This is a genomic window from Proteinivorax hydrogeniformans (genome assembly GCF_040515995.1).
In the GTDB taxonomy this organism is placed as follows: domain Bacteria; phylum Bacillota; class Proteinivoracia; order Proteinivoracales; family Proteinivoracaceae; genus Proteinivorax; species Proteinivorax hydrogeniformans.
The window spans coordinates 45,189-63,199 of record NZ_CP159485.1 but is presented as its reverse complement, the minus strand read 5'-3'; the positions used below and the strand labels follow the sequence as shown (position 1 = coordinate 63,199).

The following is an 18,011-nucleotide window of genomic DNA, read 5'->3' as shown; positions in this document are numbered from 1 at the left end:
CTATCCACACTTAGAATACCCACAGTGCGGGCATATATTGCATCCACTTTCAAATCTTACCTTTTTTCCGCATTCAGGGCACTTGTCCACAATCTTATTCTCGTTTGCTTCGCCAGCGGTCACCTCTTCAATCGAGCCTTGATTCTTTAAAGTAGTGCCTATACTGTCTATGGCTTTAGCAATGGCATCAGGACATGAAGTTACTTCAATCCCGTTTCTCCTGATACAAGCAGGACATCTAATTCCTTTAAGCTGTTCCACTAAAGTGTCCTTATCAACTCCTGCTCTCAAAGCTATAGAAACCAACCTACTAGTTGCCTCTGATTGAGAAGCACACCCACCTTGACGACCGGTATTAGTAAAAACCTCACAGATACCATACTGGTCTGAGTTTACACTTATATATAGGTTGCCGCAACCGATTTTCTTCTTTACTGTAGTTCCGAAGGTGGTGCTTGGCCTTGGTCGCGGCTGAACTCCCTCTGCCATGGAATCTGACTTTTTCTTATCGCCAACAGTTAGAACCTGTGCATCTCTACTGCCATCTCTGTATACAGTAACTCCTTTACACTTAAGCTTATAGCTTTGTATAAAAACTTCAGAAATATCTTCCTTTGTTGCGTCACTTTTAAAGTTTACTGTTTTAGAAACTGCATTATCTGTATGTCGCTGGAATGCACTTTGTATTTCAATATGTCGTCGAGGCGATATTTCATGAGCTGTGACAAAAAGCTTTTGAACATCTTCTGGCACTTCTAGAACCCCTGCAACTGACCCCTTTTGTGCAATTTTCTCCATCAATTCTTCGCTATAAAAGTCTCTTTCTTTAGCAATTTGTTCAAATAAAGGATGAACTTCTACTAAGCTTTCATTGTCTAAGACATTTCTTTTATAACAAACAGCAAATAAAGGCTCCACTCCACTAGAAACACCGGAAATAATGCTGATAGTTCCCGTTGGAGCTATCGTTGTAGTGGTGGCGTTTCGAATTTCTATACCCTTTTGACTATAAAGAGAATCTGCAAAATTAGGAAATGCCCCCCTATCTTGTGCTAGTTTTTGAGAACATTCCTTTGAATAATACTGGATAAACTCCATAATCTTTTCTGCCATATTTATAGCTTTTTCGCTATCATAAGGTATTTTTAACTTTATTAAACAATCTGCAAAACCCATAACACCAAGACCAATTTTCCTATTACCTCGAACCATTTGCTTTATTTTCTCTAGTGGGTATTTACTGGCTTGCAAGGTATTGTCTAAAAACCTTACTGAAAGCTCCACTGTTTTTTTAAGTCTTTCAAAATCCAGTTCACCTTCTTTTACCATGTTAGAAAGGTTTATAGATCCTAGGTTACAAGCTTCATACGGCAGCAAAGGTTGTTCTCCACAAGGATTTGTGCTTTCTATTTCTCCTAAATTAGGGGTGGGATTTTCATCGTTTATTCTGTCTAGAAAAACAATTCCAGGCTCACCGTTTTTGTGTGCAGCTTCTACAATCATACCAAAAACTTTAGCTGCTGATATCCTTTTAACAACTTTGCCATTCTGAGGGTTAATCAAAGGATAGTCCCTTCCATCCATCACTGCATCCATAAACTCTTCGGTCAACCCTATTGATATATTAAAATTAGTCAGCTCTTCACCTTTTTCTTTTGCGGTTATAAACTCTAAGATATCAGGATGGTCAACTCTTAAGATAGCCATGTTGGCTCCCCTTCTAGTGCCACCTTGTTTTACCACCTCGGTAGCTGAGTTAAATACTTTCATAAAAGATATAGGGCCGCTGGCTACACCACCTGTTGACTGTACTCTATCGTTAGCTGGGCGAAGCCGAGAAAATGAAAACCCTGTGCCACCACCACTTTTATGTATTAAAGCAGCGTTTTTTATCGTCTCGAAAATGCTCTCCATAGAATCTTCCACAGGAAGTACAAAGCAAGCTGCTAGCTGCTGTAGGTCTTTTCCTGCATTCATTAAGGTTGGTGAGTTAGGCAAAAAGTCTAAAGAAACCATCAGTTCATAAAACTTTTCTTCAACTTCTTTAATACTTTCTTTGTCAGTTCCGAACTCTTTTTCTACATTTGCGATGTTTTTTGCGACTCTCCTAAACATCTCTTCTGGCTTTTCCACAACCTTTGTATTTTCCTTTGTAAGGTATCTTTTTTCTAAAACTGTTAATGCATTGGCGCTTAACTTTAATTGACTTCCCATAATCTACCCCTCTTCTACTAAATATTGTGTTAGTTAATATTATAGTACACTATATATAGTAATGCAAATAAAGTGCAACAAAAAACCCCGGTTGTAAACGAGGGCACTGAAAAAGTCCTCAAAAGCATAAAAAGGCATAATTCCTTAAAATCTAAGGCAATTATGCCTTTTTTGCTGTATAATTGTAGTATCAATTAAAAGTAGGTGGATTTCATGATTCAAAAACAACAGTCGATGAATTTAAGTCCATATATGGATATATATAATTTAGTCGTTCCAAAGGATAATGTACTTCGTAGAATTAATGATATGGTAGATTTCTCTTTTGTATATAGTGAACTTAAAGATAAATACTGCCACAATAACGGTAGAAACGCCATAGACCCTATACGTATGTTTAAATATTTACTGTTAAAATCTATCCATGATTTATCTGATGTTGACGTTGTAGAACGCTCAAAATATGACATGTCATTTAAATATTTTTTGGATATGGCTCCTGAAGAACCAGTTATTGAACCTAGCTCTCTTACTAATTTTCGAAAACTACGTTTAAAAGACGTAAGCCTACTGGATATGCTAATTAATAAAACTGTGGAAATAGCCATTGAAAAGGGAGTAATAAAAAGCAACTCAATTATTGTGGATGCGACTCATACAAGAGCTAGATATAACCAAAAATCACCTAGAGAAATACTTATTGATCGCGCTAAAAACTTGAGAAAAGCTGTATATAAGATAGATGAAACCATGAAAGAACAATTTCCATCTAAAAATACAAATGATGCCTTAGAAGATGAGTTCGATTATTGCCAAAAACTCATTGAAGTGATTACAAAAAAAGACCAGTTTCTTCAGCATCCGAAAGTAAAAGAACAGCTGAATCTTCTAAAGGAAACAGTTGCTGATGATATTGAACACTTGCAAATATCTCAAGATAAAGATGCAAGAGTAGGGCACAAAAGTGCTGATTCATCCTTTTTTGGCTACAAGACTCATATTGCTCTAAGCGAAGAAAGAATTATCACAGCTGCAACCGTTACAACAGGGGAAAAAAATGATGGGAAGCAGTTAACAGAACTGATTGAAAAAAGTGCTAAAGCTGGGATAAAGGTGGATACAGTTATAGGTGATGCTGCCTATTCTGAAAAAAGAAATATTAAATATGCCAAAGAAAATAATATAAAGTTAGTCTCTAAGTTAAACCCTGCTGTTGCTGGAGTTCGAAAAAAGGAAGACGAATTTGAATTTAATAAAGATGCTGGAATGTATGTTTGTAAGGCTGGTCACATGGCTATACGTAAAGCTCGGCAAGGTAAGAAAAAAGAATCTAAAAATCAAACAGATACATATTATTTTGACGTAGAGAAATGTAAAGCTTGCCCCTTAAAAGAAGGCTGCTATAAACCTGGAGCTAAAAGCAAGACCTATTCTGTAAGCATCAAATCTGACGAACATAGTGAACAGGCGAAGTTTCAGGAAAGTGAATACTTTAAAGAAAAATCTAAAGAGCGTTATAAAGTAGAAGCAAAAAATAGTGAATTAAAACATAGACACGGGTATGATGTTTCAAAATCCTCGGGTCTAATTGGCATGGAGATGCAAGGAGCTATATCAATGTTTGCAGTAAATCTGAAGCGAATTTTGAAACTAGTGGATTAAATATAGACAAAAGAACATAATTAAATTATTAAAAGACGACTCTGGATTCAAAATTTTGAACCAAAGTCGTCTTTTTTTGTTGAATACTATTTTCTTTACTGAAATATAGTCAGATTTTCAGTGCCCTCTTGTAAACCGAGGTTTTTTTCATGGCTAACTACAAGGAATAATTAACTTTTGTCCTAAATTTATTTGATTTGGGTCTTTTATGTTTTCTTTGTTTGCGCCTATAATTTCTTTTTGTCTTACTCCAAACCTTTTTGCTATTTTAAAAATAGTATCTCCCTTTTGTACTGAGTATATTATTACAGACGCGTCATGGGTTTGGTCCTTTAACACATTAACATCAGTTACTAGTTCTACTAGTTCATTTTGTAAAACCTTAGCTTTAAGATTTGCTTGACAAGAAATTGTGGCCGCCATAGAATCAGGTGTCATCTCTACTTTTACATCAGAGATATCTGTTTGGAGCAAAGCTTTCATATCTTCTGTAATTCCTGCCATATAAATGAAATGGGTAAAGTTTTCTCCTGCTACTTTAATTATTCTTTGTTTATCGTCTTCATCTTTATAGTGCACGATGTGGGTTAAGTTTAGGTTTAATGCTACCTTATCTTCTAAAACCTTGTTTTCTATGATTTTGCAAACGCTTGATATACGCTCTATCTCTGCTACTTCTGTGGAAAACTCTGTGCTTTGCTGAGAGTTTATGCTTTCCTCTTCTTCACAAACAATATTTTCGACTGTATATCTATCATTATAGGTATCTACATTTTCGGCATGTGTAACTAACTCCATCTGACTCGTTTCTATTATTTTTAAGTTACAGTAAACAGTTAAAATTTGGGTCGCAGCTAACTTAGAATCTTTAAGCTGTTGTTCAACGTGTTTGACCTTGAGGTCTGCCCACATTTCCATAGAAGTATCTACGCCTGTCAGGTCAACTTTTTTACTAAAAACTTCTTTGCCTTTGGTTTCTTTAAGCTTGCCATCTTCAGTTCGGTATAAAATCCTGTAAATTATATCCGCTTCAATTTCTCCATTATTATCGGCTACTCGCAAGTTTTTTGGTATAACCTCTGCCTCTGTTTCGATGAACTGGCTAACTTCAGTGTCAAACTCAACATCAAATTCTGTTGGAATTTCTACTTCTTTTTGGTCAATAAGGTTTTGTATTCTGGTAAGGTCTTTCGTTTGGTTGATATCCTTACCTATATCTTTAAAAATATCAACCTTTTTTGTGGTTGTAACTTTAACAAACAGCTCAAGCTTTGCTTCCTCTTGCAGTGTTTCACTCCCATTAAGCTTCCCATCATAATCTTCTAACGTCACATTGACTAAAGCACTATCCTTTGGCTGGACTCCCTGCATATGGATAAAATGAGAAAACTGCATTTCCGGCAGCACTTCTTCAACTAGGTCTCCACCTAATGTAATTCCATAAACTATTCGTGTCAGCTTACCTTCAACAGATACTTTGTCATCTAAAACGTTGACTTCTATTTTATGTTGTGGCACAAAAACTTCTACCTCTACTACCTTATCTAACTTTTTGCTTAGGTTTATTTCTTCGGTTAAACTAATTTGGTTTATTTCTTCGCCGATAACTTGATTTAAACAAACAGGCTCATTGATTACTTCTACATTAAGGTTTTCTTGTTCCATTAACTTTCCTCCTTTCAAAATCTAAAGTTATATAAATTGTATGCTCAAAACACATTAAAAAATAACCTTTACCACAAACTTATTCAAGTTAAACATAAAAAATGACTATAGATAGCTTTTTAATCTATCTTTAGTCAAATAAAAAGTTTAGTCATATTTTTCTATTTGAATAGTCCCAATAGTGACTTTCTATTTCTTTTATATTCTTCGTATCCTAATTCAACTAGCTTTTCGGTGCTACTAAAGTCACCTAAGCTTACGGAAGAAATATTGGGCTTTAACAAAATATCTGGTTTTGTGTGGTACTTACTGCTATCAATTGCTATGCTTATTATACGCCCGCCCATATCAATTATATTAGTTGGCTTTTCTTTATATGGTGGTTTTTCTGAAACATCAACAGCTAGGGATTTTTGCGCTCCTAAAAACTTAATAAGCTTAGTGGGGATGTTGTTAGTTAAACCACCGTCTATAAAGTAGTAGTCCTTCCATTTAACTCCGGTATAAATAAAGGGTATAGCCATACTCGACCTAACAGCTAGCGGTAAAGGTATATCGTCAATAACGTTTCCAAAATGAGCAAGCTTTTCTTTCCTATTTGTAAAAATTACATCCTGCCCGGTATGCACATCAACTGCAGTGATAGCCAGTGGAGTAGCGTCCACATCTTTAATCGGAACATTAGGAAGGTTTTTTTCTAGTATACTTTTCAGCCGTTCACCGGCAAACAATCCCCAGTACACTGTTTGCTCAAAGTCAAACACTTTAAAAAGCAACGCCAACTTCAGTGTAACTACTTGCCAAAAATTGATATTAAGATCTAAAACATCAGACCTTTCTAAGCTTTTAACGATTCTCAAGATTTGATCAAAACTTTTGCCTGTAGCATATAACGAACTAATTATGGCGCCTGCGCTTGTTCCGCTCATACAGTTAAATTTTAACCCGTCCTCTTCTATTCCCTTTATAACTCCAAGATGGGCTATGCCTTTTTGTCCCCCTCCACTTAAGGTTAGTCCCACTGTCATTTTGCTCCCCCCTTTATATTATATATATTCCTAATTTGCTAAAAGTTTAAGATATATATATAAAAAAAACACAGCTATTTGCTGTGTTTTTTTTATATATATCTTTTTATTGCTATGAAACAGAAAATCTCACCTTTTCGTCGGTGTCAGGCTTGAAGAGAGTTAACTCCACTGTTTCTGTCAAGACATCGGCGTAGGAAAATGAAAGCCTGCGCTTAAAGTTTTCCTCATCTATTCTGACTAGAAAATGGGACGGATACGTTTGTTCTAAAACGCCTGTTCTCTCAATAGCTTTTTTACGGCCCCTATTTGCCTTAAGCATGATTTTTTGTCCAATGTATGCTTCAAGATCTGTACGAATTGTGGTCAAGGGGTTCTTATTAGCCAAGTTCTTTTTAGCCAAAGGAGTCTGCTTAGCCAAAAGGCATCACCTCTTAACATAATAAATTTAATTTATTATATTCTAACATTTTTATTACCTATTGTCAAATAAAAGTATTATTATAGCAAGGTAATGCCCATGTTGTCAAGAATAAAATTCAATTATTCCATTTAAAATTACTTCTGCTATTTTTTCTTTAGTTTCTTTTCTTTGAATTAGCTCTGCTTCTTCAGGGTTTGTTATAAATAATGGCTCTAGTAATACCGCAGGCATATCAGTTTCCCTTAAAACGTAAAAGTTAGCTTGTTTTACCCCCCTATCTCTTCTGTTGAGGGCGGAGAGCATTCTTCTTTGCATTATTTGGGCAAGACGCCTACTACTGCTACTTCCCCTTGTGTACCAGTAAGTTTCCGTTCCTCTAGCAGTTGGATCTGTAAATCCATTGACATGAACGCTGACAAAGATATCAGCATTGTTATCATTAGCTACCCTCACCCTCTCCGATAAGCTTACTCTTCTATCCTGTCGCCTAGTTAAAAGTACATTTGCTCCTTGGTCTTTTAGCTTTTTCTCAGCTATCAGAGAAATCTCAAGGACTACCTCCTTTTCTAAAAGTCCGTTACCTACAGCGCCAGTATTTGACCCTCCATGCCCAGGATCTAATACTATTGTTTTACCCTCTAAAGGTTTTAGCCCTGGTTGTGGACTGGGCTTAAAGTCTTCCTTAGGCTCTATATTTACCTTAATGTCTTGGCTGTCACTGTCTATATCATATTTAAAGCCACCTTGGATTTTGATATCCACCGTGGATTTCGTGTTATCTTTAGAGATATTAACGTTTTTAATGCCTCTCATTTTTGCTGTCCTCCTTATACTTTGGTAATCCTAGTCTAAACTTTCCTACACTTTCAATGCCACCTATACCGTCCATTCCGGTTATAGTATTTTCAATAACTTCCTCAATACTAATTATCTTTGATATAGGTGTATAAGCTACCTTTTGTGCTACTATAACAGGGTCTAGGCAATGTATCAAAACTCGGTTTGGGGAGCTAGCAAAGTTTGCCCCAGCTTCAATTACTCCTTCATAATCACTTTGACATGCTCCAGCAAAAATAAACAAGTCGTCTTTATTTGGCTCTACTTTTCTAGCTTTTTTTACAGCTAAAATAAAGTGTTTAGAGTTGCGGTAGTATTTGCTCTCTTTATTGATACCATCATGTCCTGTAATTACTAGTATGTCAGGGGAATGTTCTTTAACTATTCTTCCAACCTCTCTAGGTTGATCTTTTTCTGCTATAAAAAATGGCACAACATTTAGGTTTAATTGTCTGTAAGTTAGGGTACATGTTTTGAGATACTCCTTATCTCCATCAATGTGAACTATCTTTCCCGGTATTTCATAATATTTTGATTTAGAGTCTCCTCTTTGAATCCCCAAGTTAATCTGCTCTTGTTTACGAGCGGACTCTATTTTGTTAATACATTTCATCTTAGTAATCATCATTTCTCTTTTGTGCTTAATTAATTCTTTTGAGTTTATTTTTTTTAGATCTCTTAAAGGGGCATCGGCTTGAATTCTTAAGTCTAAACCTTTTAAATAAGCTATCTTCTTATCCCAATCAATCTCATAAACAGCGAAGTAGATATCGCATTTATAAGATTTTCTAGCCACAATATCACCAACTTTAAATTCCATTATTTCACCCCCCTTATTCTAATTTAGTATATGTAGCTGATAAAATATTTGTTTGCTATAAATAAGGGAAGGCACCAATTTAGGCACCTTCCCTTATTTCTTGACGTATTTAATTAATTCATCACTTACTTTCGCAAACTCTTCTATGCTAAGGGTTTCAGCCCTTCTCTTTCCATCTATGTCTAGCTCCTCTAGTATTTGAGTTAGCTCGCATTTACTTAAGTCAGCTAACGGCTCTAAATTATTGACTAAAGTTTTTCTTCTTTTGCTAAAAGCTTGTTTAATTAGCCTAAAGAAAAATGTCTCATCTAACACTTTAACGCTTTTGTCTCTGGGCTTTATGTTTATCACTGCGGAGTCTACCTTAGGCTGAGGGTAAAAACAGCTAGGTGGTACTTTTGTAACCATACTAGCCTCTCCATAATACTGAACAGCAACAGTTAAGTTGCCATACTCCTTTCCTCCAGGACTTGCTAGTATCCTCTGGGCGACCTCTAACTGCATCATTAATGTTAAACTTTCAAATTCCACTTTACTTTCTAGCATTTTGAAAAGTAATGGAGTGGTTATATAGTAAGGCAAGTTCGCTGTGACCTTTAACTTGCGGCCCTCACTGATATCTTTTTTTAATAGTTCACTTAAGTCTAGCTTCAATGCATCAGAAAAAACAACGTTAATATTCTCGCGTTTTTTTTCAAGCTCCTTTAAATGACTTTCTAAGGTTTTATCAATCTCTATTGATATCACCTTGCCGGCACTGTCAGCTAACTTATTGGTAAGCACTCCTAAGCCTGGACCTATTTCTAAAACTGTTGTATTGTTATCGGGCTCTGTAGCAGTAACTATTTTTTCTAGTGCATTTTTATCTATTAAAAAATTTTGACCAAACTTCTTCTTTATGCTAAAGCCTTGCTGTGCCATAAACTCCTTAATTTGCTGTACCTTTGTTACATTAGACATTTTGTTCACCATCCAGCTTTTTTAGCCCTTCATTAAACTCTTCTCTCGTTACGTCAAACTGATTTAACCTTTTTAAAAACGTCTTGCTATTTCCATAGCCAATCCCTAAAAGAGCCCCAAGTTTTGCTCGCCTTTTTGCAGATTTAGAGGAAATAGTAAGTTTTGCAAACAAAAGATCGTCCATATTAAACTCCTGCTCTATCTGTGAACCTGTAGTCCTCACTTTACTTAAAGCCCTTTTTATTTCACCCGGCTGAGCATTTTCTATCCCTATATCATCATTTTCTATAGCTTTTTCTCTCGAAACAAAGGCGTGCTTAGCTTTTGGAAATTGGGCAGCTAACTTTTTGCGTATGATCTCTCCTACATGGTCTGGGTCCATAAGTATTATAACCCCTCTTTTTTTATATGCCCGTTTTATTCTGGCCATGGTTTCAGCACTTATACCAAAACCGCTGGTAGTGATTATCTCCGCTTTTGGTTCTGCCCGCTTAACAGCATGATAATCGTTCTTTCCTTCGACAACTATGACTTCCTTCAATATTTTACCCCCTATAAGCTGTTTACTTTCATCCCAAACAATTGCTCTGTATTTTCTAAGGTTTTACTGGCCACTTCTTCTTTTGATATTCCTTTAATGGCCGCTATTTCCTCCACCACATATTTAACATAGTGAGGGTAGTTTGTTTTTCCTCTAAAAGGATGGGGTGTTAGGTAAGGGCAGTCGGTCTCCACCAGTAAGTTTTCCAAAGATATATCTTTTGCAACTTGTTTTGGTTTTTTTGCATTTTTAAATGTAACAGGACCTCCTACAGATATATAATAACCCATGGTAATTAACTCCTTAGCCAGTTCAGAACTTCCCGAGAAACAATGGAAAACTGCTTTTTGAGGGGGTTTAGGAAATCTTTTTATAATTTCTAACATATCCCCTACTGCTTCCCGTTGATGAATTATAAAAGGGATGTCTAAATCGTAGGCTAACTGTAGCTGCTCTTTAAAAACTTTTTTTTGAATTTCTGGCGATGAGAAATTGTAGTGATAATCAAGTCCTATTTCCCCTAAAGCTACCACCTTCTGATTTTTTGTCAGCTCCGCTAATTGGTTAAGGTAACCAGTGGGAGCTTTTTTTGCATCATGAGGATGTATCCCTACGGCGCTGTACAATTGAGGTATCTTTACACTCAGCTTGACAGCGTTTTTGGATGAATTAAGATCATAACCCACATTTATCATCGCCTTAACACCGTGGCTTTTTGCTTTTATAGCTATTTCTTCCGGAGTTTCTGTATATTTTTCATTGTCTATATGACAGTGGCTATCTATTAATTGCATTTTATACCTCCTTTACCTAACTTCTGTTCCACTTTCTATCTCTTTGTCTAAACTAGATAACACTAGATTTCCTTGTGCATCCTCTGCTGCTAAAATCATACCCTCAGATACAATTCCCCTTAACTTAGCTGGCTTAAGGTTAGCTACAAATATAACCTTTTTCCCGATTAACTCTTGGGGAGCGTAGCTTTTGGCTATGCCTGCTACTACTTGGCGCTGTGTATCACCTACACTTAGTTTAACTTTTAGCAGTTTGTCTGCCTTCTCCACTTTTTCTGCTTCTAAAACTTCTGCAACTTTTAGTTGAACTTGTGAAAAGTGGTTAATGTCAATTTGCTGAGTTTTATCGGCCTCTTTTTTTGTTTTCTCTTTTGTAGCCTTGACATCTTTTTTATCACCTTTACTACTACTAGCATCCTTTTCAAACTTCTTTAGGTCTATTCTCGGGAACATAGGAGGCTGCTTTTGAACTTTTGTCCCTTCTTTTAAAAGCCCCCAGTCTTTATGGTCCCAATTTTGCTCTTTTTTTGCTACATTAAGCTGAGCAAAAATTTTCTCCGACGTGTTTGGTAAAAAGGGCGTTAATATCACAGCTGTTACTCGTATGGATTCTGCTAGGTTGTATAAAACTGTGCTTAAACGTTCCTTGTTTTCTTCATCTTTTGCTAAAATCCATGGTGTAGTCTCATCGATATATTTGTTTGTTCTGGAAACTAGCTGCCAAATGTCTGACATGACTTCACTTAAATTTACGCTGTTTACGTTATGCTCTACTTTCTCTGGCAGCGCACTCGCCATCTGTATAAGCTCTTCATCTATCTTTTCAGGATTTGTAGGCGGCAAAATAGTTCCATCATTATACTTTTCAATCATAGTAATTGTTCTACTTACCAGATTTCCTAGATCGTTTGCTAAATCATAATTTACTCTTTTAGCCAATGCTTCTTCGGAAAAATTGCCATCACTTGAAATCGATGATTCTTTTAATAAATAGTACCTTAATGCATCTACTCCGTATTTATCCACTAAAACTCTAGGATCTACTACATTTCCTTTAGATTTTGACATTTTATCATTATCAAACAACAAATATCCGTGTGCTACAACCTTTTTAGGCAAGGGTAAGTCTAGAGCAATTAAGAATATCGGCCAGTATATTGAATGAAATCTCACGATGTCTTTAGCCATTAAATGAAGGTCTGCTGGCCACCACTTATTAAAGGTTTCTTCATCCTTTCCAAAGCCAATGGTGGAAATATAATTAACTAAAGCGTCTAGCCAAACATATACCACGTGTTTGTCATCAAAGGGCACTTTTACTCCCCAGTCAAACGTGGTTCTCGAAACACATAAGTCCTCTAACCCCGGCCTTAGGAAGTTATTCAACATCTCATTTTTACGGGATTGAGGTTGGATAAAGTCAGGGTTTTTTTCGATATGCTCAATTAGCTGTGGTGCATACTTAGATAGCTTGAAAAAGTAGCTTTCTTCTTTAACTTTCTTTACTGGACGCCCACAGTCAGGACAGTTTCCTTCCGCTAGCTGCCTTTGTGTCCAAAACGATTCACATGGGGTACAATAAAGCCCCTCATAGTAGTCTTTATAAATATCACCTTTTGCATGTAACTTTTCAAATATCATTTGTACTACTTTTTTGTGCCTTTTCTCTGTTGTTGCAATAAAGTCATCGTATTGTATGTCCAACACTTCCCATAGATCCTTAATCCACTCTCTAATTTTCGCCACAAACTCTTCTGGGGTTTGTCCATCTTGCTTAGCTCTTTCTTGAATCTTCTGCCCATGCTCATCTGTGCCGGTCAAATATCTAACCTCGTATCCAGTAAATCTTTTGTGCCTGCTAATTACATCAGCAATAACTGTAGTTAAGCAGTGTCCCACATGTAGCTTATCACTTGGGTAATAAATAGGTGTTGTTATATAGAATCTTTTTTTAGTCAAACTAAAAACCTCCCTTTAGTATTATCTATTAAAAAACAAAAAGCTTCGCCCTTTAGGTATGTAGGGGCGAAGCATAAACTCCACGGTACCACCCTAACTTTAATGCCACTTGGACATTCTCAGTCAAGTCAGTAGACTTCAGTTATAACGTAACTACCGTAAGTGCTCTGTAAAACCATGTTCACCAGTCTAAAATGTCACCTTTCCACCAAATAGGCAACTCTCTGTAATTTTAGGATCCAATTACTCATTTTACGTCAATGCACTTATGTCTTTTCAATTGTAAAAATATTATATCCTCTATGTTATTATATGTCAATTTCCCTACTATATTTATTTTTCTTTATATAGCTTACCAAAAGGAGTTTTCTCTTCATAAATATAACCTTCCGCAGAAAGATCAGAAAGCTTCTGCGATAACTCCTCTATAGAGTTAATGTCCTCTAACTTTTTCAAAACATCGGCAAAGTCTGCGCTAGTTATTGGCAAAAAAGGAATGATGCTTTTAAATATATCTTCAGTTTTGTTTAATGACACACTTTCTAGCTCGTCAAAAGGGTTTTGAGAAAATGGACTTTCTGTAAGTGCCACTCTAATTCTGGCAGCTATGGTCCTTCCAAAAATAGCTGAAGATAAAAAAACGTCTCCACTTTTTAAATAGGGTAATCTTTTGCACTCCCTCTCAGTTAAATCCGTTTCTTCTCTCAAAGTTGCTATATCCGTACCTCTTACTGTACGGAAAATGAGCTTGGTATTTAACTGTGCTGTTACTGTCTCATCTAGCAGGGTTGGTCTTTGGGTTGCCAGCAATAAAAACACCCCATATTTTCTACCTTCTTGAGCAATCTCCTTTATAACCGATTTTGAGGGAGACTCGTATCCCTTAGGAGCAAAGTTATGAGCCTCATCAGTCACGATGATAAAGGGCGGATAAAATTCATCTTTGCTCCCATCTTTGTACTGCCTTCTTTGGTGATAAAAATGTCCTATTACATAGGTAGCAAAAACTCCTAAAAGCCAAACTGGACCTTGTATAACAGCTGATTTCCTAGATAAAATGGCTAGTTCTATTTTGTCGGTATTCTGTACAAATAGCCCCGCATACTCTAACCTCTTTAACCTCCACTGTATACCTTTGACAGAAGCTAAAGGAACACTGCCATATTGATCTAGTAGGCTTTTAAGCCGCTGTGTTTTTTTAGGATCGTTATCTGCATTAAAGTCAATTTTTTCTAAGCTTCCTTTTCCCAGTTCCAGGGCTGTCAAAAGGTCCTCTATTCTTTTGGTGAAGCTTAACAAAGAATCATTCCTTTTATGTAAAACTTCGACAGCATTAACCATAGACTCAGTAAGTGTATGCGACGCTCCTAAAAGATTTATAAGGTCCCTTGTAGTAAGGCTGGAAAACTCAACACCCACATCCTCGCCCAAAGTTACCACAGAATATCTAGACTCAAACATCGCCTCCCCTTTGAACTCCATCTCATAATGAGGGTCGAAAATTAACATAGGAACTTGTTGTCTCATTACCTCTTCTAGTAATACTCTTATACCATATGATTTGCCTGATCCTGACCCTCCGAATATCCCCATATGCGGGTATTGGTGCATTTCCTTAACTGGGAATATAAAAGGCACTCCGTTTTGTGACAGCTCTTTACCTTCTAAAACTTTTGCTATGTCCTTTAAAGATTCTGGCAAAGACTCGTACATCCCTTGTGTACTCTTTATTTCTCCAAGTACCAATCCTTCTTCCTTGCTGCCAAACAAAATTAAATCCTTCACTTCCTCAAATTCAGGAACCCGAGCTTTGCAGCCCGTACTGACAGGGTAAGGCGCTTCAGTAAATAGGCTCACTTTAGCTATATTTATTTCACTTCCCCCTATGTCATAACCTAACTTAGAAAGGGATTCAACTACATTGCTTTCCATTAAGCTGCCATTTAAGTTTAGTGGGATGAAAGGATTATAGCTCATAGTTTCTACTACCTCTCCCCTTAAGTTGCCTAAGTCTTTATCCTCGATAATTATTATTTCGTTTATCCTTATTTTCCTCTCTTCGGTTGCAATCCAAACCTGTTGTTGGGTCGTTTCTCCTACTACTTGCACTGCTTTATCCCTCCCTAGATTATTCTTTTATCTCTTTTAGGTGACAAAAACACCCTTTTTACTTTTTCATCTAAATGGTTTTCTATTAAAGCGTTAATAGCTTTGTTTGTCACCCTTACTTCATTATCAACAATATCAAGCCAGACAGGTATACCTCTCCCTCTTTTAGGGGTAAGACTACTGGCTAACCCAATTAACTCGTCAATTCCTTCTTTTTGGTTAGTTAAGCAATCCATAGCCACTGGGTGAGGGTCTTTACTAGGACGATAAAACACCGTGGAAAGCCCTTCCTTAATCTGGTGAAATGTTAGTTGCTCGTAAAGTTCAAACAAATTAAAAAGAGTTTCCCGGTCATAACCTTCTAAGTCTATCTTTCTAGAAAGTGTGTTTGTCCCTATTTCTTCTATAACACCGCCTAGTTTTATATCGTTAGATAAGCATTTAGCTTGTAACTCTCCCCACCCATCGGCATCTTCAATTTTGTATCTAATTAAAGAGCCATCCATAAATATAACATCGGGTTTAGTTTTTTCTAAACCTCCTAAGGCTGCTTGAACCTCCATAGATGCCAGCTTCACCTTAATTAGCTTGGCCATAGCATCATTTTGGGAAATGTTTTTTTCACTACTTATCTTGGTAATTTGTGCCCTAACCTCACTATCCATAGGGTAAAGCACATCACTTACCACGTGCTCATACCCCTTGGTCGTCTTTGCCAATGCTCGAAACACAAAAATTTGATGGGGATAATTGGCCCCATAACTATTAAAAGAACCATCTACTCCCATAAGATTAATATCTAGGTTTACATTTTCTTTAATTTTAGAAAATATGCCTCCCGCTTCTGCTAGTTTCTCTTTTAGCTCTAACCTAGAAGGGGTGTTTTTTTGAGCAGTCGACAAATCTTCGTTAACTTTCTTAATTTTTCTTATTAACTCGTTATCAAATACCATCACAAACCTCCATTTATTTACTTTTTGGTTATTGACTGTCATGGAATTAATTGGTACAATGAAAATGTCGAAATTTGTAGAAAGGGAGGGGAGCCTATGAAGTCAACAGGTATCGTTAGGAAGGTGGACGAGCTTGGAAGAGTCGTGTTACCTATAGAACTTAGAAGAACTTTAAATATCAGCGAAAAAGATTCTCTAGAAATCTATGTTGATGGTGAAAAAGTTGTACTTAAAAAGTATAATCCTGCGTGTATCTTTTGTGGAGAAGCTGAGGGTATTACACACTTTAAATCTAAAAATGTATGCGAAAATTGTAAAGCTGAACTTAAGTAGGTAAGTTTGCTGGCTATTTATATATTTTAAGACGGGTAAAGACCCGTCTTTTTTTTTATACAATGAAAACCATATTATTTCTTAATATAATGCTGGTATAAATCTCTCTGAGATAGGCCTGTGTTTAGGGCTACTTCTTTACACGCCTCTTTTAGAAACCTCCCGTCATCTACAAGCTCTTTTACCATGACTGCCCCCTCTTCAAGTTTAGGCTTCTTTTTTTCTGCCTTAGGCAACAGCATTGTTATCTCACCTTTTATCCCGTTGCAAAAATATGCTAAAAGTTCTTCCGCAGTTCCATCCTTTCTTTCTTCAAATACCTTTGTTATCTCTCTTACTACGACGATTTTTTTGTTGGGCTGTAGCTTGTATATTTGTTCTAAGGTATCTGAGAAGTCGTGAGGGCTTTGGTAAAAAACTGAGGTTTTGTTATGCTCTAACATCTCTTTTATAAATTCGTTTTTTCTACCCTTCTGTTTAGGCATAAATCCAAAAAAGGTAAAGGATGTTGTATCTAGGCCAGACATTGCCAAGGCAGAAATAAAAGCACAGGGTCCCGGTATTGCTGAAACCTCAAAGCCTTCTGCTATTACCTTCTCCACTAGTATATATCCTGGATCGGATATTGCCGGGGTCCCAGCATCTGAGACTAAGGCTACCTCGTTCCCTTCTTGTAGGTGTGTTATTATTTTTTCCACTTGCTTTTTTTCATTGAACTTATGATAAGAAATCATAGGTTTTTTAATGTCAAACTTTTTTAAGAGTATTCCTGTCCTTCTTGTGTCTTCTGCCGCTACCATATCAACCTCTTTTAAAGTTCTAATAGCCCTATATGATATATCTTCAAGATTTCCTATAGGTGTTGATACTAAAAAAAGTTTTCCCATTATAAAAGACCACCTTCTCCAAAGTATAAGTTGGATACTTCTTGTGTGTACTCTTTATCGTTTTTATTGATTATTAAGGTTTTATTAACCTTAAGTCCAGGCTTTGCTCCCTTTATAGCTTCTACTAAAAAGACTGTAGGTTCTTTTTCTAAATTAGGCTGCACAAGCCTAAACCTTTTTGGTTCTAATTTATACTTTTTTAGCAGTTCCAAAGTGTCAGCAAGCCGATGAGCTGATTGTACCATAGCAACTTTTCCTCCCACTTTCAGCAGTTTACCTGTTATTGAAATAAAACCTTCTAAATCACCGCAAAGCTCACGTTTGCCAATATTTTTAGAAGTTTTTTCTATGTTTTTATCATATTTCAAGTAAGGAGGATTTATAGTAACTAAATCAAAATAATTTTTAGGGATACCTGGAAGTCCCTTCATTATATCTTCATTTACCACTTTAATTAAATGGTTTAGCTTATTTAATTGGACAGACTTTTTTACAAGGCTTGCCAGCTGTTTTTGTATTTCTACGGCAAAAATTATACTAAACTTACCTCTAGCTGACATTAAAAGGGGGATTACACCGGTTCCTGTCCCAAGGTCTATGGCCTTACAGTTATTTTTAACGGTTGCGTAGTGAGAAAGTAGCACTGCATCCATGGTAAACATGTATAGATTGGGGTCTTGTACTATCTTTAAGTCTTTACGCTGCAAATCATCTACTCTAATATTTTTGGACTTAATTGCGCTCACCTTCTTTTTAAATACATCTAACGACAGCAGCTCTAACCTTCTTTGTGAAGATAGAGCTGCTGCTTATAAATAAACACGA

General features: G+C 36.4%; 16 protein-coding genes. 2 read left to right on the top strand and 14 right to left on the bottom strand.

Annotation, left to right across the window (positions count from 1 at the left end; genetic code table 11):
• Complete coding sequence (locus PRVXH_RS00300; RefSeq protein WP_353893339.1) at nucleotides 1-2,214, bottom strand: vitamin B12-dependent ribonucleotide reductase; 2,214 nt, start codon at nucleotides 2,212-2,214, stop codon at nucleotides 1-3.
• Between the two features lie 213 nt (nucleotides 2,215-2,427).
• Here PRVXH_RS00300 and PRVXH_RS00295 point away from each other — a divergent pair, with 213 nt between their 5' ends.
• Complete coding sequence (locus PRVXH_RS00295; protein ID WP_353893338.1) at nucleotides 2,428-3,876, top strand: IS1182 family transposase; 1,449 nt, start codon at nucleotides 2,428-2,430, stop codon at nucleotides 3,874-3,876.
• A gap of 153 nt (nucleotides 3,877-4,029) precedes the next feature.
• On the opposite strand, the gene PRVXH_RS00290 is transcribed toward PRVXH_RS00295, so the two are convergent.
• The 11 genes from PRVXH_RS00290 to PRVXH_RS00240 form a co-directional block, all read right to left on the bottom strand.
• Nucleotides 4,030-5,541 (bottom strand): SPOCS domain-containing protein, encoded by a 1,512-nt coding sequence (locus PRVXH_RS00290; RefSeq protein ID WP_353893337.1) that lies wholly within the window; start codon nucleotides 5,539-5,541, stop codon nucleotides 4,030-4,032.
• A 161-nt stretch (nucleotides 5,542-5,702) separates the two neighbouring features.
• Nucleotides 5,703-6,569, bottom strand: a complete 867-nt coding sequence (locus tag PRVXH_RS00285) for a patatin-like phospholipase family protein (RefSeq protein ID WP_353893336.1) — start codon at nucleotides 6,567-6,569, stop codon at nucleotides 5,703-5,705.
• A 112-nt stretch (nucleotides 6,570-6,681) separates the two neighbouring features.
• Nucleotides 6,682-6,990, bottom strand: a complete 309-nt coding sequence (locus PRVXH_RS00280; protein WP_353893335.1) for a Veg family protein — start codon at nucleotides 6,988-6,990, stop codon at nucleotides 6,682-6,684.
• A gap of 105 nt (nucleotides 6,991-7,095) precedes the next feature.
• Complete coding sequence (locus PRVXH_RS00275; protein WP_353893334.1) at nucleotides 7,096-7,806, bottom strand: N-acetylmuramoyl-L-alanine amidase; 711 nt, start codon at nucleotides 7,804-7,806, stop codon at nucleotides 7,096-7,098.
• Nucleotides 7,793-8,650: a sporulation peptidase YabG gene (gene yabG, locus PRVXH_RS00270; protein ID WP_353893333.1), complete on the bottom strand. Its 858-nt coding sequence runs from the start codon at nucleotides 8,648-8,650 to the stop codon at nucleotides 7,793-7,795. The genes PRVXH_RS00275 and yabG overlap by 14 nt, the downstream gene beginning before the upstream one ends.
• A 93-nt stretch (nucleotides 8,651-8,743) precedes the next feature.
• On the bottom strand, nucleotides 8,744-9,610 hold the full coding sequence (gene rsmA / locus PRVXH_RS00265) for a 16S rRNA (adenine(1518)-N(6)/adenine(1519)-N(6))-dimethyltransferase RsmA (RefSeq protein ID WP_353893332.1): 867 nt from the start codon (nucleotides 9,608-9,610) through the stop codon (nucleotides 8,744-8,746).
• Nucleotides 9,603-10,151: a ribonuclease M5 gene (rnmV, locus tag PRVXH_RS00260; protein ID WP_353893331.1), complete on the bottom strand. Its 549-nt coding sequence runs from the start codon at nucleotides 10,149-10,151 to the stop codon at nucleotides 9,603-9,605. Before rnmV ends, rsmA begins: the two co-directional genes overlap by 8 nt.
• Before the next feature lie 11 nt (nucleotides 10,152-10,162).
• Nucleotides 10,163-10,945, bottom strand: coding sequence for a TatD family hydrolase (locus tag PRVXH_RS00255; RefSeq protein ID WP_353893330.1), 783 nt, complete (start codon nucleotides 10,943-10,945; stop codon nucleotides 10,163-10,165).
• Between the two features lie 12 nt (nucleotides 10,946-10,957).
• Nucleotides 10,958-12,904: a methionine--tRNA ligase gene (gene metG, locus PRVXH_RS00250; protein WP_353893329.1), complete on the bottom strand. Its 1,947-nt coding sequence runs from the start codon at nucleotides 12,902-12,904 to the stop codon at nucleotides 10,958-10,960.
• 333 nt (nucleotides 12,905-13,237) lie between these two features.
• Nucleotides 13,238-15,013 (bottom strand): ATP-binding protein, encoded by a 1,776-nt coding sequence (locus PRVXH_RS00245; protein WP_353893328.1) that lies wholly within the window; start codon nucleotides 15,011-15,013, stop codon nucleotides 13,238-13,240.
• 14 nt (nucleotides 15,014-15,027) lie between these two features.
• Complete coding sequence (locus tag PRVXH_RS00240) at nucleotides 15,028-15,966, bottom strand: DNA double-strand break repair nuclease NurA (RefSeq protein WP_353893327.1); 939 nt, start codon at nucleotides 15,964-15,966, stop codon at nucleotides 15,028-15,030.
• A 96-nt stretch (nucleotides 15,967-16,062) separates the two neighbouring features.
• Here PRVXH_RS00240 and PRVXH_RS00235 point away from each other — a divergent pair, with 96 nt between their 5' ends.
• Nucleotides 16,063-16,299 carry an AbrB/MazE/SpoVT family DNA-binding domain-containing protein gene (locus tag PRVXH_RS00235; RefSeq protein WP_353893326.1) on the top strand — a complete coding sequence of 79 codons (237 nt, stop codon included), beginning with the start codon at nucleotides 16,063-16,065 and terminating at the stop codon, nucleotides 16,297-16,299.
• A 74-nt stretch (nucleotides 16,300-16,373) separates the two neighbouring features.
• Here the strand turns inward: PRVXH_RS00235 and rsmI are convergent, their stop codons facing one another.
• Nucleotides 16,374-17,186: a 16S rRNA (cytidine(1402)-2'-O)-methyltransferase gene (gene rsmI, locus PRVXH_RS00230; protein ID WP_353893325.1), complete on the bottom strand. Its 813-nt coding sequence runs from the start codon at nucleotides 17,184-17,186 to the stop codon at nucleotides 16,374-16,376.
• Nucleotides 17,186-17,932 carry a methyltransferase gene (locus PRVXH_RS00225; RefSeq protein ID WP_353893324.1) on the bottom strand — a complete coding sequence of 249 codons (747 nt, stop codon included), beginning with the start codon at nucleotides 17,930-17,932 and terminating at the stop codon, nucleotides 17,186-17,188. Before PRVXH_RS00225 ends, rsmI begins: the two co-directional genes overlap by 1 nt.
• Between the last annotated feature and the right edge of the window lie 79 nt (nucleotides 17,933-18,011).

What these genes read in the sequence shown, in the direction of transcription:
- PRVXH_RS00300 (WP_353893339.1), bottom strand. Translation starts at nt 2,214, where the DNA reads ATGGGAAGTCAATTAAAGTTAAGCGCCAATGCATTAACAGTTTTAGAA.
- PRVXH_RS00295 (WP_353893338.1), top strand. Translation starts at nt 2,428, where the DNA reads ATGATTCAAAAACAACAGTCGATGAATTTAAGTCCATATATGGATATA.
- PRVXH_RS00290 (WP_353893337.1), bottom strand. Translation starts at nt 5,541, where the DNA reads ATGGAACAAGAAAACCTTAATGTAGAAGTAATCAATGAGCCTGTTTGT.
- PRVXH_RS00285 (WP_353893336.1), bottom strand. Translation starts at nt 6,569, where the DNA reads ATGACAGTGGGACTAACCTTAAGTGGAGGGGGACAAAAAGGCATAGCC.
- PRVXH_RS00275 (WP_353893334.1), bottom strand. Translation starts at nt 7,806, where the DNA reads ATGAGAGGCATTAAAAACGTTAATATCTCTAAAGATAACACGAAATCC.
- yabG (WP_353893333.1), bottom strand. Translation starts at nt 8,650, where the DNA reads ATGGAATTTAAAGTTGGTGATATTGTGGCTAGAAAATCTTATAAATGC.
- rsmA (WP_353893332.1), bottom strand. Translation starts at nt 9,610, where the DNA reads ATGTCTAATGTAACAAAGGTACAGCAAATTAAGGAGTTTATGGCACAG.
- PRVXH_RS00255 (WP_353893330.1), bottom strand. Translation starts at nt 10,945, where the DNA reads ATGCAATTAATAGATAGCCACTGTCATATAGACAATGAAAAATATACA.
- PRVXH_RS00240 (WP_353893327.1), bottom strand. Translation starts at nt 15,966, where the DNA reads ATGGTATTTGATAACGAGTTAATAAGAAAAATTAAGAAAGTTAACGAA.
- PRVXH_RS00235 (WP_353893326.1), top strand. Translation starts at nt 16,063, where the DNA reads ATGAAGTCAACAGGTATCGTTAGGAAGGTGGACGAGCTTGGAAGAGTC.
- rsmI (WP_353893325.1), bottom strand. Translation starts at nt 17,186, where the DNA reads ATGGGAAAACTTTTTTTAGTATCAACACCTATAGGAAATCTTGAAGAT.